Annotated in this window: 11 protein-coding genes; 1 reads left to right on the top strand and 10 read right to left on the bottom strand. The window is 60.3% G+C overall.

Features of this window, described 5'->3' with window-relative positions; translation table 11 throughout:
• Positions 1-393: 393 nt before the first annotated feature.
• Positions 394-972, top strand: a complete 579-nt coding sequence (locus ACSHZY_RS14855; protein ID WP_435170415.1) for a recombinase family protein — start codon at positions 394-396, stop codon at positions 970-972.
• A 212-nt stretch (positions 973-1184) separates the two neighbouring features.
• Here ACSHZY_RS14855 and ACSHZY_RS14850 read toward each other — a convergent pair whose 3' ends face one another.
• From ACSHZY_RS14850 to ACSHZY_RS14805, 10 genes are all read right to left on the bottom strand, one after another.
• On the bottom strand, positions 1185-1799 hold the full coding sequence (locus ACSHZY_RS14850) for a DUF3800 domain-containing protein (RefSeq protein ID WP_435170413.1): 615 nt from the start codon (positions 1797-1799) through the stop codon (positions 1185-1187).
• Positions 1786-2313: a helix-turn-helix domain-containing protein gene (locus ACSHZY_RS14845; protein ID WP_435170411.1), complete on the bottom strand. Its 528-nt coding sequence runs from the start codon at positions 2311-2313 to the stop codon at positions 1786-1788. Before ACSHZY_RS14845 ends, ACSHZY_RS14850 begins: the two co-directional genes overlap by 14 nt.
• 438 nt (positions 2314-2751) lie before the next feature.
• Positions 2752-3828 (bottom strand): SAVED domain-containing protein, encoded by a 1077-nt coding sequence (locus ACSHZY_RS14840; RefSeq protein WP_435170409.1) that lies wholly within the window; start codon positions 3826-3828, stop codon positions 2752-2754.
• Positions 3825-4283 carry a Mov34/MPN/PAD-1 family protein gene (locus ACSHZY_RS14835; protein WP_435170407.1) on the bottom strand — a complete coding sequence of 153 codons (459 nt, stop codon included), beginning with the start codon at positions 4281-4283 and terminating at the stop codon, positions 3825-3827. Before ACSHZY_RS14835 ends, ACSHZY_RS14840 begins: the two co-directional genes overlap by 4 nt.
• A complete protein-coding gene (locus tag ACSHZY_RS14830) occupies positions 4273-5988 on the bottom strand; it encodes a ThiF family adenylyltransferase (protein ID WP_435170405.1) in 1716 nt (571 codons plus the stop codon). Before ACSHZY_RS14830 ends, ACSHZY_RS14835 begins: the two co-directional genes overlap by 11 nt.
• The gene (locus ACSHZY_RS14825) at positions 5985-7253 is read right to left on the bottom strand and encodes a nucleotidyltransferase domain-containing protein (RefSeq protein ID WP_435170403.1); all 1269 of its coding nucleotides are present in this window, start codon (positions 7251-7253) and stop codon (positions 5985-5987) included. Before ACSHZY_RS14825 ends, ACSHZY_RS14830 begins: the two co-directional genes overlap by 4 nt.
• A 312-nt stretch (positions 7254-7565) precedes the next feature.
• Positions 7566-8153: a His-Xaa-Ser repeat protein HxsA gene (gene hxsA, locus ACSHZY_RS14820; protein ID WP_435170401.1), complete on the bottom strand. Its 588-nt coding sequence runs from the start codon at positions 8151-8153 to the stop codon at positions 7566-7568.
• Positions 8150-9235, bottom strand: a complete 1086-nt coding sequence (gene hxsC, locus ACSHZY_RS14815; RefSeq protein ID WP_435170399.1) for a His-Xaa-Ser system radical SAM maturase HxsC — start codon at positions 9233-9235, stop codon at positions 8150-8152. Before hxsC ends, hxsA begins: the two co-directional genes overlap by 4 nt.
• Positions 9228-10544 (bottom strand): radical SAM protein, encoded by a 1317-nt coding sequence (locus ACSHZY_RS14810; protein ID WP_435170397.1) that lies wholly within the window; start codon positions 10542-10544, stop codon positions 9228-9230. The genes hxsC and ACSHZY_RS14810 overlap by 8 nt, the downstream gene beginning before the upstream one ends.
• Positions 10545-11403: 859 nt before the next feature.
• Positions 11404-14244 (bottom strand): PAS domain S-box protein, encoded by a 2841-nt coding sequence (locus tag ACSHZY_RS14805; RefSeq protein ID WP_435170396.1) that lies wholly within the window; start codon positions 14242-14244, stop codon positions 11404-11406.
• Between the last annotated feature and the right edge of the window lie 288 nt (positions 14245-14532).

Raw genomic sequence — 14532 nt, 5'->3', positions numbered from 1 at the left:
GCCACGAAGGTGGATGCGGACGTCGTGACCGGGCATGATCCGGACGCGTGGGCGACGTTCAAGAAGGCGCCCGAATTCTACAGTTGATACCATGCCTCGGGATAGGTGGAGGCGGTAAGACCATTGCTACGCAATGGCGAAGACGGACGAGATCGGGAGCGTATTCGCAAGATGGCCATCAAGGTGACTGACCTACTCCTCAATTCTTAGACATTAATGCCTAAGTTGTGGTTTCAGGTCGAACGGCGGCCTTGGCATTGCTAAAGTCAGCGTCTTACCCTGCTCACAACCGAACGGTTTTGAGCAGGGGCAGGGAAGAGTGCTCAAAACGGGTGTTGCACGGGGGTTGTGAACATATAAGATATGAACGACCCTTCTGAACAGTTTTGGCCCATGTCCCGCACCTTTGCCTATGTCCGCGTCTCCACCATTCAGCAGACCATCGAGAACCAGGTGCAGGAGCTGGAGACGGCCGGCTTCATCATCCCGAAGCGCCGGATCGTTTCCGAAACGATCTCGGGCAGTGTGCCCGCGCAGCAGAGGCCCATGTTCGCCCGCTTGGTCGATCGATTGGAGGAGGGTAATGTGCTGGTGGTCACGAAGATGGATCGTCTCGGGCGCGACGCGATGGACGTGGCGCAGACCGTGAGATTGCTTACCGGAATGCAGGTGCGTGTTCATTGTCTCGCCCTGGGCGGCAGCGACCTGACCAGCCCCGCCGGCCAGTTCACCATGACCATCCTGAATGCCGTTGCGCAGTTCGAGCGGGAGTTGCTAATCGAGCGGACCCACGCAGGTATGGCGCGTGCCCGGTCTCAGGGTAAGACAATCGGGCGACCGTCATCTTTATCAGAGACACAGAAGCAGAGTATTCGCGCTGAGCTGGAGGCAGGAGTGACTGTTTCGGATCTTGCCCGGCGCTATGGGTGCAGCCGCATGACGGTAGCGCGTTGCCGGGACAGCACAACGTAGATCTAGTCTTACTGTGCGCTGTTCTTAGATGTTAAGATGTTGCTAAGCCTCCGCCCCCCTGAAAGCGAAGGTTGACATAGGGGGGGCGCAGTCCTATTTTTGAAACGTGACCCGCCATGCCGTGTGCAGGGCGCGCACAGCGGTGACCCGACTTTCAAAGAAGTCGGTTGCCAGCCGCACACAAAAAGCCGCCGTTGGCGGCTTTTTCTGTTTCAGAGAACCCTGATATTGTAGTTGTCGCGCAAGCCCCGGGCATTCTGTTCGCTATTCCTGATCCAGGTGCGCGCATATGCGATGATATCAGCGAGCTGGAGCATGCGTGACGCGGCCGAGTCGATTTGAGTTACATGCTCGACAGCACGGAAACGTCCATCATCTCTCATGGCGGCCCGGATGCTGGTCATGAACTCCTCATGAGTGTTCTGGGCGTTCCGATCGAGGATGAGCTCGATATTTCCCAAATTCCGCCCCCGAATGCCGGTTTCCTCCCGAAACTGTCCCATGGCCGTCTTCACGGTCTCGATGACGTTGATGGCATATACTTGAGGTCTGCTACCTACCGTCACTGTGGCCTTACGGTTCAGCATCACCATGCCATTCGGACGGTCAGTTTGATCGTAACGTCCAAGCAGCCCTTGCAGGTATCCGTTCGACAGTTGCTGCGCATGCAGTTCGTTCACGTTGGGTTCAAGAAGATCGCTAAGAGCTTTGTCCGCCCGGCCGCAGTCTCGTGCCCAAAGCATCACACATCCCAGTGCAAAGTCTTCGGCACCGGCGGTTCCACACTCGTCGACAAAGCATAGAATACGTTTGTTAAGCCTTGCCATTGGTGCCTCCGGTCGGAGGTTTGATCGTTTTGCGCGGCCTACGTGCTTCTACGGTGCTCCGAAGCCGCTCCTTCTCCTTGCGTTCCTCGTCGAACTTCACCTCCAGCTTGTTGAGCTTCCGGACGAGCCCATCCAGCAGATAAGTATTCGATCCGTAGTCACCTGAGGCCGTCTTGCGTTGCTCACGCTGGATGAGCCCCATGTTTTCCAGCTTCGCAACATTTATCCTCAACGTGTCAGAAGTGATCCCCATCCGTCCTGCCAGTTCTTTCTTGGAGGGAAAGGGAGGGCGCTTGGGATCAATCCAGTAGCTGAGCAACTGAGCCAGGATGTTGAACTGCGTTGTCGTGATCTCAAGCTTGTTCTGGGCCCGGAGAAGGATGTTGGGCAAGGCTGTGTAGCCGTGCTCCATAACCTTGGCACCGAAGATCCTGGTTGTGGAGGACTCCGTCTTCTTGCCGCCCTTTGCGGGGGGGGCTTCAGCAACAGCAGATGATGCAGGTTTCTTTGCCATATCGGGGCCTCCTAGAGCTTTCTCTATTCAGGCCCAGAACAGGCTACAATGCGTCAACCGCAGTTGGCGCTACCGGATTTTCGAGTACACCCGACTTACGTTATTCCGCTACTCCATATGGGTGCTTCGGGAGTTACGGTACTTAGGTGCGAGGTTTTCGGGTAGGGGGGTAACCCTGAGAATCGGGTATGGGTATAGGCGAATTTATGGCATCGCAATATGCATTTTTATTCGCGCCGACCGTAATGATCGTCCCTCATCTGAACTGACCGGACGGTGGGGTCAAGTGTAAGGGTAGATGTTTGGTCAGCCAACCGCCTCTAGGCTACCGACCCCGTATCGCGTCGCGGGTGAACTCGGCAGAAGCCAGGTCGATCATCGAGTGGCCGAGCTTCGCGACGTTGATCGCCGGGGCCACCGGCACGGGTGTGTCGGGCATCAGCGCTGCACCAGCTCAGGGGTAGCCAGACCCGCGACCGGCATGCGAACTGCCCACGGAAACTTTCGCGCGTCCGCTTGCTCGAACTGGTTCACGGTCACGCCCGGTAGGTTGCGCTTGTCATAGACGGTCCCGAACCTGAGCGAAAGGCTGGCTGGCGCCGCGAGGAACAGCGCGATATCGGTGACGCCCTGCCGTGAGAGCGCCATGACCGTGTCGAGAAACTGCTGGGCAAGTTGCTGCTGTTTCGCATCCGACCAATGCGACGCAGTCGATCGGTCCTGCAGGTCCATCCGAATGATCGGCGCGGTCGGCTCGACTAGGCGCACGTCGGAGTCAAGCACGTCATAGGAGGCGGAGATGCAGAGCGCGGCGCGGGTGGTGCCGCCGGCGACTGCGCCGAGTCCGATGACGTCGAAGCGCCTCCCGTCGTCGTCCTCGTCGAGCGGTCGCCAGGTGTGCGCTTTGCGGTCCCAATCCATGAACAGAGTGCGGTGCTCGTCGTCAACAATCACGCCAAGCAAGAAGAGGAGGGGAACGGGAGCCAGGCCGCCGAGCGCGAAGGAGACGTCGGCCCGATTGGTGCCGACGGTCCGGCGGGCGATGTCGTCGGGCACACCGTTCAGCTTCTGCAGGGAGCGTTCCGCGCTCACGATCTGCCCGTCGACCAGCCCCTGCCGGACATCGACGACGAACGGGTCGCGCCGTCCCGGCACCGAGATGGGGATCGTCTTCTCCAGCGGCTCGCCCTGCCAGTCGCGAAGGCCGCGCGCCTCTATGACGATGACCTTCTTGCGGTTTTCGCGGCGGACGTCGCGGACGACCAGCAACAGGCCCGTCAGCACGATGACCGTGGCGACAATGAAAACGCCCCAGCTTAGCGCGGCGGCGCCACCAGAGGTATCCCATGAGAAGACGAACGGGCCGTCTTTGGTGGGGATCCTGACACCGATGGTCAGGCTGGCAAGGACCAGTGCGTACAGCGGGACGCCGACCTTGATCAGGGAGGCGCCGACGGACTGCCGCCTGAACACCCAGTCGATCAGCGAGCGCAGGAAATGGTTGAGCATGGTCATCTCTCCAAAATCTCGACAGCGGACTGCTGGTGGCCGCGGTGAAACAGGGTGCACGAGCTGGCGATCCATCGCCACCAGTCGAGCCTCACGATGAGTAGCACCGCGAAGTCGATGTCGCGCTCGCCGTGGACTAGGTCGAGCATCGACGCCGCGTCTTGGACGCTGGGCGTAACGGGGAATTGCGGGTGGGAGTGCCACTCGCCCAAGTAGTTGAATCGTTCGTATTCGTTCTCCGTTCGACGGAAAAACGCGTCTAGCGCGTCGGCGTGCGCTTCAGGGCTCCGCACGAAGTGCGCGCGGCTCCCAGTTTCGTTGTCGACAGACAGGTCTACGACGCGGAAGTGGCCCGGTTCGATCTGCTCGCCCATAAGCACCCCGCCGATCTCGCGCCGACCGGCGGCGCGAAGCGAGCGCTTGAGCGTGACCTTGACGTCCGGCGTGATCTCAATCCTCATCATTCGTCTTCGTGGTCAGGTTTGCCAGAAGCTCCTTGAGTGCCGCGATGTCGGCTGTCCCCGGCTCCGTACCCCAGGCATCACTTACGCCAAGGTCAATCGGACGGACGTCGAACGGGGCGGTGAACAGCCATCGGTCACTGAGCCCGATCACGTAGGCGGAGTAGGGGAAGGCCGTCGCCTCGGGCCGGGCGAGCACGTCGATCGCGAAGCGCGACAGATGCGAAGCGATGACGGCGACGTCGGCGTCGTCGGCAATCAGTGGGACGCTTTCGGCGCCGGTGTTCTCGTATGGCTTCGCCGATCCGTTGTCGGGCCAGTCGACGCCCTGCTCAGAATACCAGGCCTCGATCCTCTGCCGCGCCGTCAGCGGTGTCGGGTCAAGATCGGGCCGTAGCCGCACGACGATACCGCCGGCGCCGCCGCCGAACACCTGCGCCCAGCACATCGGCTTCTCAGCGCGGCGAGCGATTGCGGAGCACAGGTTGAAAACGCCGGGATCGGCGGTTGCGTCGATGATAAGGTCGCACGTCTCGATCGCCGCCATCGTCGCGGCGGCCATCGCGCCGCTCTCTTGTCCGCCAAGTGGGTTCGTGCGGGCGGTGAAGGTGCAGTCGGCGTTGACCTCCATCAGCCGCGCTCCGAGTGCCGGTGCCTTATGGACCCCGACCGAGCGCCAGTCGAGTTCGTTGCGAACGAGGTTGCCCGCCGACAACACGTCGCCATCGACGAGCACGAATCTGCCCACTCCCGACCGGGCGAGTTGCACGGCCACCTTCGAACCCACCGAGCCGCAGCCGACAATCGCGACCTTGGACGTCTTGAGCCGCTCGTATTCGGGGTCGAGCCTGACGCCGTCCGCTTCGGCGAATACCGGGTCATAGCTGATCAGCTTCCGCGCGCCCGGGTCGCCGAACACCATCGGGACGTGAATGCGCTGTCCGTCGAACAACACGATGCCGATCAGGTCTGAGCCGTCCTTGAGTTCCATCGCGAGGCCCGAGTGGCCATGCGCCCAAAGCAGCGCCTTGAACTCGTCGAAATCCTTTAAAGCGCGGCAGCCGCCTGCCGGCACGCGCACCACGACCGCCGGAAAAGACCGCACTTCCCCGCCGCGGTTCTTTGTTTCCGACCACAGGGGTGCGTCCGCCGTACCGATCCTGGACAGCTGTGCCACGTAGGTGCCAGCGACGTCCTGCTCCTGCATCTGCCCCTCGGCGACTTGGCCTTCGGCCATCGACCCCAGCCCGGTTAGCGTGTCCTGGGAGAACAGGAAGCGGAACGCCGAGTGTCGCATCCACTGCGCCCGCGTCGTCCGGTGGTCGGCAGGGGCTGGCCGCCCGGTCTCGTCCTCTGACGACAGCAGGCGGTGCGCACTCTCGATCATCATCGCGCCGGTGACGTCGGGTGTCCAGTTGTCCGGCCGATGCTCCAAGCAGAGTTCCCCCGACGGGCCGTATTGGTGACCGGACAGCAGCTCGCGGTTTCGCGTTAGCATGGAAGGTGCCGCGTCCGGGAAGAAGTCGGGGTAGACGAGCGTCAGCGGTATTGTGCGCTCGCCGACTTCGAGTTCGAAGTCAAACGCCAGTTGGGTGCCGGCGAGACGCATCTCGACGTTGGCCAGCCAGGGACTATTCTCGGCGAGATCGCCGATCGCGTTCCGCTCGGAGTGGGCGCGGCCGGGCTGCTCGCCCCACCAGATCAAGCGAAGCCCTTGGGGGAGGTCGGCTCGCGGCGGGTGTTCGGGAAGGCGGGGGCGCTCGCCGCGCCCGTCCCGATGATCGCGGCCGAGGCGGCCGGGCGGAGCATGCTGCCCGAGGGAGGGTCCATGCGGGCGGCCGCCTTCTCGGCGATGGCACCCATCCGAGGCGCGACGCTCTCGACGAGTCGGCGACGCTCCACTTGCTGCGCCAGCTGCCCGAAGTCTTGCCGCGCCTGCGCGAGCCACTCGAAGAACGCATCCTGCCGCTCGGGATGCGTCGGCCACTTATCGGCGAAGTTCTCGAGCGGATCGGATGGGTTCCGAATGATGAGGGTCCGTCCGTCGCGCTCGATGAAGCGGTCCATGTTCGCCAGTATCGCGTACAGCGCGTTAGAGATTTTCTCCTCGCCGTTGTAGGCGTGCGCGGCCAGCGTCGTGATGATAACCGAGATCGGCCGCTCCTCGTACCGGTCGACGAACATGCCGTCGCGGTGACGCTTCAGGATCATGATCGCGGACTGGAGCGGCGTCCGCACGCGGTATTCCGGGATGTCCTCGACGCTAGCGCGCACCGATTCCGCGATCGCACGTCGCTTCCGCTTGAAGATCGGCCCCATGCGCAGCTGGAACCACTTCGCGTATCCCTTGGGATTGGACCGCTGCCAGTCGTCGGAGATGTGCTCGTAAGTCGGCGACCGCACGTCGGTGATGACGATGGCCGTCTCCGACCAACGCGTGTCGAGGCCGCGTGCCTCTAGCAGCAGCTTCTGGCGCGAGTTATTCGGAACCGCCGGCACGATGTCCATGTGGAACTGCGCACCGTCGGAGTAGGACAACACCCAGCAACGCTTACCCTCTGTCACGGGCTTTACCATGCTCTGCGCGACGCGGTACGCTTTGATCTCGTCGCCAACGAGCTTCTTCAAAGCCTTCTGGCTGAGGTCGACCGTGGCGAGCAGGCGCAGCTCGCACACTGAGTCGACGTCATATTCCTCTTCGTCGTTCAGCGGCCGGATCGCCGTGCCGAGACGGAAGGACCCCTGCACGTAGATCTGCGGGTCGTAGCGCAGAACGGTCGAGTCCGGGCGATGCAACCAAGCTCCGAGCGAAGCGTAGCTCCGGCAGGCTTGATCGTAGCGCGTCTCGCTGATCGCGAGCGCGTCAGCCAGTGCAGCAAGGTATTCGTCGGCGCTCTTGGTGGTCATGGTAAACTTTTCCATTCTGGATTTGTTCTCGACGGCGAGGTTCTTCAATGGATCGGGCGCCATCAATCTTCATCAATGCTGAACTACCTGTGGAAACGCGTGCAGCGGGCTTGCGCAACAGCATCTCAAGCCCGGCGATTTCTGACGATCATTCACTTAGGCTGCCGTAAGCCTTCAGCCTTCTGTTGCTCAGCTTCAGTCACAAGCCAAACCGCGCGGACAAGCGCTGAACGGCTTTTTTTGCCAAGAAATTTCGCTCAACCTGCGGCATTAGAATGTCAGCCTATTCCCAAAGCAACTCACCAGTGGCGCGCTTCTTAGCCCTCAAAAAAGACGATCGCACCACTTAGGCTCATTTCAATCCTCTCCCGACATTCACCTCGCCGTTATGCCGAACGCATCTAGGACTTCCGGTGTGATCGTTCCCGTCACGTTCAAGGAATAGTCGGTTTGGAAGCGAGTGAGCGCTGAGCGAGATGCGGGGCCGATGATCCCGTCGATAGGTCCACTGTAATAGCCATAAGAGAACAGAGCAGTCTGCACCCGCCTGACGATCTCGGTGAATTTGGCAGAATTGCCGGGCAGCACCCGAGGGGTAGAAGGCGTGGTGGGAGCTGAGGGCGTGGGAGCGTAGAGCGGCGCGGATGGCGTGGGGCGGGCCGAGGGGTTGCTCGGAGGCGTGTAAGATGGTGCGCGAGGAGCCGTATACGACGGAGTGCGCGGTGCCGAATAGGAGTATCCTCCGCCGGATGAGGAGCGGTGGGAGGAATGCGAGGAGTGGGACCTGTGCGACGAGTGCGATCGGTGGGCCGCCAGCGTGAACTCGTGCTGAAGGGCCAACCGCTGTGTGAAGTTCGAGAGACCGTCATCATCCTGCATGGCAGGTATGAAGCTCGTGGCCTTGCCGGTGTTCGGAATGAGAAAACCTGCCGCGGCAAGCGAGGGGATCAAGAACTTTTTCATAGCGGCTCCATGATGCTGAATGAGTGTTCCGGTTTTGCCCAAGCGAAGACCCCGCTGCAGTCCTGCTTTTTGCTGCATGTCCCGCACTGGGGGAAGTAAGACTGTTTCCAATCCGATATTGTCCGAGGCGCACGGGTGCGGAGGTCTTCAGGAAGCGTGCACAAAGGCGTATTGTAGAGCCGGCACGTTATGCCATGCTGCTCGGCAATGGCGATCGCATCGCGGAGTGGTGCGGCGTTCACCGAATGGTCGAAGAAAAGCGAGGCCCAATTTTTTTTCGCGAAGCCGATGTATTCCATCTGCATGATCGCCCAGTGGTCGATATCCGGCATGTTCCAACTGAGGAAGTGCGCCAAGTCGGCGAGTAATCCGGCATTCGAGCGCATGATCACGGTTCTGATTTCGATTTCCGCACCGGCCGCCATTAGCGTCGAGATGCCGGAAAGAAGCCGATCGAAGGCACCTTGCTTGCCGACGATCTCATCATGGACTTGCGAGTCCGACGCATAGAGCGGAACGGCGAAGCGCAAACGCTCGTGGGGGAGGCTTCGAAGCTTGGCCATGTCCGAGTCTTCGAGATGCTGGGCATTGGTGAGAATATGGAACCCGAGATCCGGGCGACGGATGGCCGCTTGTTCGATCAAGCTGAAGACCCGTTCTTTGTAAAGAAGAGGTTCGCCCCCGGAAATACCGATCACGGCATCCTGCGGTGCGTGTTCCAGTGCCGCCTCGTAAACTTCGAACAGGTCGAGCTCATACTCCTTCGGGGGCTGCGAACACATGACACAGAGCTGATCGCATCGCTCAGTCACGAGCAACGTATTGTGGGCCGATTGTTGCCGGATGATCCTTTCGGCGGTTCCACGGTGCGGATTGACCAAAATGACGTCGCCAATGAGTTGATCGACGTCGGATGTCCGAACCTCGAAGGTCTCGCTGTTCATCTGGAACCACGCGCTCGAAGTATCCCGATAGATCAGGCCGGCGGCGGGCACCCTGCCGGCCTGTTCCGCCGTTCCGAGGCGGATGAGGGAGGGAAGGGAGGGTGGAAAATCGCGCACTTCGATCTTCGTGCTAGCCATGATGCACCCGATAGACGGATGCATCTAGGGAGCTCAGGCCCGCCATGCGTCCCATGATGTGCAATTCATCTTCCGGGGCGGAGGCAAGCTTGCGCATGACATGATCGAATATCGATAGATGGCGCTGACAATGTCGCGTGTCGTGTCGTGAACCGTCGATGCGACCATACCTTGACAGGTCGTCTACGAGATCCCTGCCGCAGACGGATTGATAGACGCATGTCGCGCAATCCGGATCCGAGCGGTTGTCGGCATGGACATTGAGCTGATCCACGACCTCATGGTCCAATCCCATAGCCGCATGGCCCACGCGCAGATCGATCTGGCCCGTTCTGAACAGCATGCGGGCCTCGTCGGTCGGGAAAATCGCTCCTTTCTCGTCAATGACGAGGTAGTCGTGCGCCAACCACGACGGATTGCGCAGGTCCACGTGTTCGCCCCGCCTGGGATCCAGAATGCGACGGAGGATGTAGCCGAAGTAGTATTCTCCGAGAATGGTATCGCTTTGGAGGTTGTGAGCGATAAGGGTATCGATGAAATCCAGATAGTAGCGATCCCATCTTTGATCTTCCTTGGCATCCCGGAAGGCCTTGCGGGCAAAACCTTGGTAATTGATAGGGCGGAGGAACAGCCCACTTATGCCAAGCTCGCGGGCACTTCGGATGATCTCTGAGGCCGGAGGAGGATCGAGGGGATCGAGCGTCGACACGAGGCTGACGCGATCGTTTCCAAATTCCTGAAGTGCCCTGACCAGATTGCCACGAAAATCTTCCAACTTCTTCGCATCCTGCGTCCGCAGTTGGTCGTGAGCGGCCCATGTTCCGTCGAAGGACGAACTGATCAAGACATCCGTCTTCTGCAGAAAAGACCAAGCTGCATCGGAAACTGTCTGGAGATTGGTGCAGATGACGATCTTCACGGATTTGCCCGCTGCGATCATTCGCGCGCGGAACATCTCAATGATGTCCAGACGGAGGAGCGGCTCGCCACCCTGAAATTCCAAGGTGACTTCAGGAGCCGAGGCTTCCAGAACGAAAGTCAGTATCTGTTCGGCAAGACTTTCATCCCAGTCGAAGCCTTTCGCGTGCTCGGCGACACGGGATACCTGGCAGTAATCGCAACGGATGTTGCATCGCAGGGTCGGCACCAGAATGAAGTAATTCGGCCTCGTCTTGCGGACGCTTTGCCTGAGGCGCATGCGCCGTTCGTTCAGCAGACGAAGTTGTCGCGTCTGCAGCTCAGCCTGATCCCGATATACGGGACTGTCGGTGACCAGCGGTCGACCATAAGGTCCGGCATGAACATACATGCCGTCAGAAAGAAAGCGGCTAGACGGTTCGTTCGCAAGCACGGCACAACCTCAAGGTATTCCTTAAATCGTATTACCTACCTTGGGAAGAGTCTCCACGAACCTTGCGCGTGGAAAAACTGAAATGAAGCTGTGACAATTTGCCCACTCTTCCGTGCAAAAGCTCTATCAGAAGGAGTGTCCCTGCAAACTAGCTGCCTTTCAGACAATGGAGCTGGTGATCAGTGCATGGTGACCTGGATAGGTGGACGCCCCTGAAGTATGATAATCCGCCGTATGTTGAGTGATCGGCTACAAGGCGGAAAGCTACGGATGATCAGAGCGATAAAGCCCTGCGTGATTAGGGCGAGGCGCTAAGTGGCCGAGGCCGCGAACCGCGCTGGTACATCGAGGCCCGCACACCGCCGGTCGCTTTTTCTGTCTGTGTTTCCTTGGGACTCGTGACGAGATACCAGCTGCTTTGATGCGCATTTTGCGGCAGCTTTGCCACATGCGCGGGCGCGACCACCATAAGGGTTTCTTGATTGGAGACGGCAGGATAAGGTCATTACAGCGACTGCCATCGCTGCTGTTCCTCCGGTGAGGAAGTAAACTGCCGTCCCTTCGGGGGCGGCTTTTATTGCTAGATTGCATGTATGCCGCAGCGTCCCTCCATCGACGGGAAGGGGCGAGTTCAAGAGCATGCCGATGGCGCGCTTGGCCCGCAGCCCGATCTGGGCAGATAAAGCCCAAGAGCGTTGCTCACGCCGAACAGATATAACGTTCAGGTGAGCAGCGGCCGGCATATATACCGATCGCTTTGAGATTGCATTCAAAACGGAAGGCTAAAGCCCGCCTGTGCAGCACGCCAAGCTTACAGTCAGTCCGCCTTCGGCATTGCCTGATCCAGAACGCTTCTCACCTTCTGCGCCAGTTGCGTCAGCATGTAGGGCTTCTGCAGAAAGTTCGTCCCGGGATCTAGGATGCCGTTATGGACCACGGCATTGCTGGTATACCCCGTCGCATAGATGACGGGCAGATGCGGCAGGAATTCGGCGACGGCGTCCGCCAGCTTTCGTCCGGTCATCTCCGGCATGATGATGTCCGTGAACAAAAGATCGACCTTCAGCCCGTTGCGAAGAAGCTCCAGCGCCTTGGGACCGCTGGACGCCGCGGTGACCACATAGCCCAACTCACGCAGGGCATTCTCCGTAAAACTCCGGACGCGGTCATCGTCCTCGACCAGCAAGATGGCCTCGCCTCTGCCGTCCGGCATCTCCTCCGAGCATTTTTCAGGGGTCTGATGCTCATCGTCTCCGTAGTAGCGGGGAAGATACACCTTGATCGACGTGCCCACGCCCTGTTCCGAATAGATTTTGACATGGCCGTGAGACTGGCGGACAAAGCCGAAGATCTGACTGAGGCCGAGCCCCGTGCCTTTCCCCACTTCCTTGGTCGTGAAGAACGGATCGAAGGCCTTGCTCATGACTTCCTCCGTCATGCCGGATCCCGTATCGGAAACGGCGATGAGGACGTATTGGCCCCGCGTGAGATTGTGCAAGGTGCCGTAAGCGTCGTCGACATGAGCGTTGGCCGTCTCGATCGTCAGGCGCCCGCCCTCGGGCATCGCGTCCCGCGCGTTGACCGCGAGGTTGAGTAGAGAGTTTTCCAGCTGATTGAGGTCGGCCGAGGTTTTCCAGAGACCCGCTCCCAAAACGGTCTCGACGCGTATCGCCTCCCCGAGCGTCCGGGACAGCAACTCGTTCATTCCGGAGATCATGCGGTTGCCATCGACAACCTCTGGCGACAGTGGCTGACGCCGTGCAAACGCGAGAAGGCGGTGCGTGAGGGTCGCGGCACGCTGCGCACCTTCCATCGCCCCCGCAATCAGCATATCCAGATCCTCTGTCTGCCTGCGGTTCAGCTTGCGCTGGATGAGGTTCAGGCCGCTGATGATCACCGCGAGGTTGTTGTTGAAATCGTGCGCCACACCTCCCGTCAGCTGACCGATGGCTTCCATCTTCTGGCTTTGGCGGAGCAGCGCGTCTGACTGGCGCAAGGCTCGGGTGCGCTCGACGACCTGTTCTTCGAGCGACGTGGCGAGGTTCCGCAGTTCCCGCTCGGCCCGGCGCCGCTCGACGGTCTGGCGCGTGCGTTCCGCCACGTCGCAGATGAAGTCGATATCCGACTGCGACCATATCCGGGGATTGCGGGCATGGAGGAACAGGACTGCGACGAGCGTGCCGTTTTCGCGAATGGGAATGTTCACGATGGCCGATGCACCGATGTCCAGAAGACGCGGCGCATGATCGATCGTCCGCGGATCTCGTGTGGCATCCTCGAAGAGGACGATCCTGCCCTGCTTCAGATCGTCGATGAACGATCCGTAGTCCCTGAACCTGTGGAACCCGCTGATGCTGCTGACCGCATCGGATGTCCAATCCCGGTCGATGACGACGGTTTCTCCACCCTCGTCGACCAACCCGTAGCCCACACGGTCCACCTTCAGGAAGTCCCCGAGAATCCGGGATGCCGCGTAGGCGACGTCCGCGGGATCATCCAGACCGCGGATGTTTTCCTGCAGGTCCAGCAAAGCTGCACGCTGCAGTTCCTGCGTTTTAGAGTCGTGGATGTCGGTGCATGTCCCATACCACCGCAGGACATGGCCCTTGTCGTCCCTGGACGCCTTCGCACGACCGATCACCCAGCGGTATTCCCCCGAATGATGGCGCAGCCGGTATTCGATCTCGTAGGGTTCACTGGTTTCGATCGAGTGTCGCCAGCGTGTCCACGCTTCCGTCTGGTCATCCGGATGGAAGACATCGTTCCATCCGTCGCCGTCGGTGCTGCCGGGGGTCAGTCCGGTAAATTCATACCAGCGGTCGTTGTAGAAATCGTGGTAGCCGTCGGGCCGCGTCGTCCAGATCATCTGGTCTATGGAATGGGTAATAGCGGCCAGTTCGCGCCGGCTGTCGCTGAGCTGGCGCTCCATTTCGTGCCGTTCGTCGATGTCCATGACCGAGCCCACATAGCCCAGAAACGTGCCTTCCCGATCAAAGCGCGGCTCGGCGGCATCGATGGCCCAACGATAGACCCCGTCTTTCCGGCGGAGGCGATATTCCAGCTTGAAGGGGGCATGATCCTTCAGCGCATTCAGAAAGATCTCCTCGGATCGCTGCTTGTCGTCCGGATGCGTCGCATCCAACCACCCGTAGCCTTCGGCGATCTCGGGCGTCTGGCCGGTGAAGTCATACCAGCGGGTGTTCAGATAGGTGCAGTATCCGGTCGCATCGACGACCCACATCATCACTGGCGCGTTGTCCGCCATGTTGCGGAACCGCTCTTCGCTTTCCAGCCGAAGGCGCTCGGCCGCACGTGCCGTCGTCGTCTCCTTGACGATGCACAGAACTCCCGCGACAGCCCCGTCGGCTCCGAACACCGGCGAATAGGAGATGTCGAACGTGACGGTCTCGGGCCGGCCGTGGCGCTCGATGTAGAAGGGGCGATCCTTTTCGGACACGACCTCGCCGTGATCGCGCACCCTGTCCAGAAGGGGCCGGAGGTCGTCCCACAATTCGCTCCAGTAAATCCTGGCCGGACGTCCGAATGCCTCGGGATGCTTGTTCCCGATCGTGGGGGCGTAGGTGTCGTTGTAGAGGGCAACATAGTCCGGCCCCCAGAACACCACGATTTCCGCAGCGGCCGTCTCGATCGTCTTCATCAGCATCTGCAACTCGGCCGGCCAGGTTCCCACCGGTCCGAGGGGAGAGTCGGCCGGGAAATCGGCAAGCAGCGTTGGAATGGTGGGAGAAGGCACGTCTGACCTATTCATGGCGAGGGGCGAGGAAGTGGCGGCGGAAGCATTACCCTCGCGCTGCAAAGAGGTCGAGACTTTAACTGGAAGTGGACCTTCACGGATTGAACTCGTTCGCAATCGCGGTTGTGCTGCGATCACAGGGCATTCCGTTCATCTTCGCCCCGGGTTACGGAGCGTCGGGTGTAAATCCCC

The organism is Falsirhodobacter sp. 1013 (genome assembly GCF_051195255.1).
In the GTDB taxonomy this organism is placed as follows: Bacteria; Pseudomonadota; Alphaproteobacteria; order Rhodobacterales; family Rhodobacteraceae; genus Falsirhodobacter.
This window is presented reverse-complemented; position numbering and strand designations above follow the sequence as displayed.

Bases quoted from the DNA above. Each gene is read 5' to 3' on its own strand.
- ACSHZY_RS14850 (WP_435170413.1), bottom strand. From the start codon at position 1,799: ATGGCAAGGCTTAACAAACGTATTCTATGCTTTGTCGACGAGTGTGGA.
- ACSHZY_RS14805 (WP_435170396.1), bottom strand. From the start codon at position 14,244: ATGAAGACGATCGAGACGGCCGCTGCGGAAATCGTGGTGTTCTGGGGG.
- ACSHZY_RS14810 (WP_435170397.1), bottom strand. From the start codon at position 10,544: ATGTATGTTCATGCCGGACCTTATGGTCGACCGCTGGTCACCGACAGT.
- hxsA (WP_435170401.1), bottom strand. From the start codon at position 8,153: ATGAAAAAGTTCTTGATCCCCTCGCTTGCCGCGGCAGGTTTTCTCATT.
- ACSHZY_RS14845 (WP_435170411.1), bottom strand. From the start codon at position 2,313: ATGGCAAAGAAACCTGCATCATCTGCTGTTGCTGAAGCCCCCCCCGCA.
- ACSHZY_RS14825 (WP_435170403.1), bottom strand. From the start codon at position 7,253: ATGGCGCCCGATCCATTGAAGAACCTCGCCGTCGAGAACAAATCCAGA.
- ACSHZY_RS14855 (WP_435170415.1), top strand. From the start codon at position 394: ATGTCCCGCACCTTTGCCTATGTCCGCGTCTCCACCATTCAGCAGACC.
- ACSHZY_RS14835 (WP_435170407.1), bottom strand. From the start codon at position 4,283: ATGAGGATTGAGATCACGCCGGACGTCAAGGTCACGCTCAAGCGCTCG.
- hxsC (WP_435170399.1), bottom strand. From the start codon at position 9,235: ATGGCTAGCACGAAGATCGAAGTGCGCGATTTTCCACCCTCCCTTCCC.
- ACSHZY_RS14840 (WP_435170409.1), bottom strand. From the start codon at position 3,828: ATGACCATGCTCAACCATTTCCTGCGCTCGCTGATCGACTGGGTGTTC.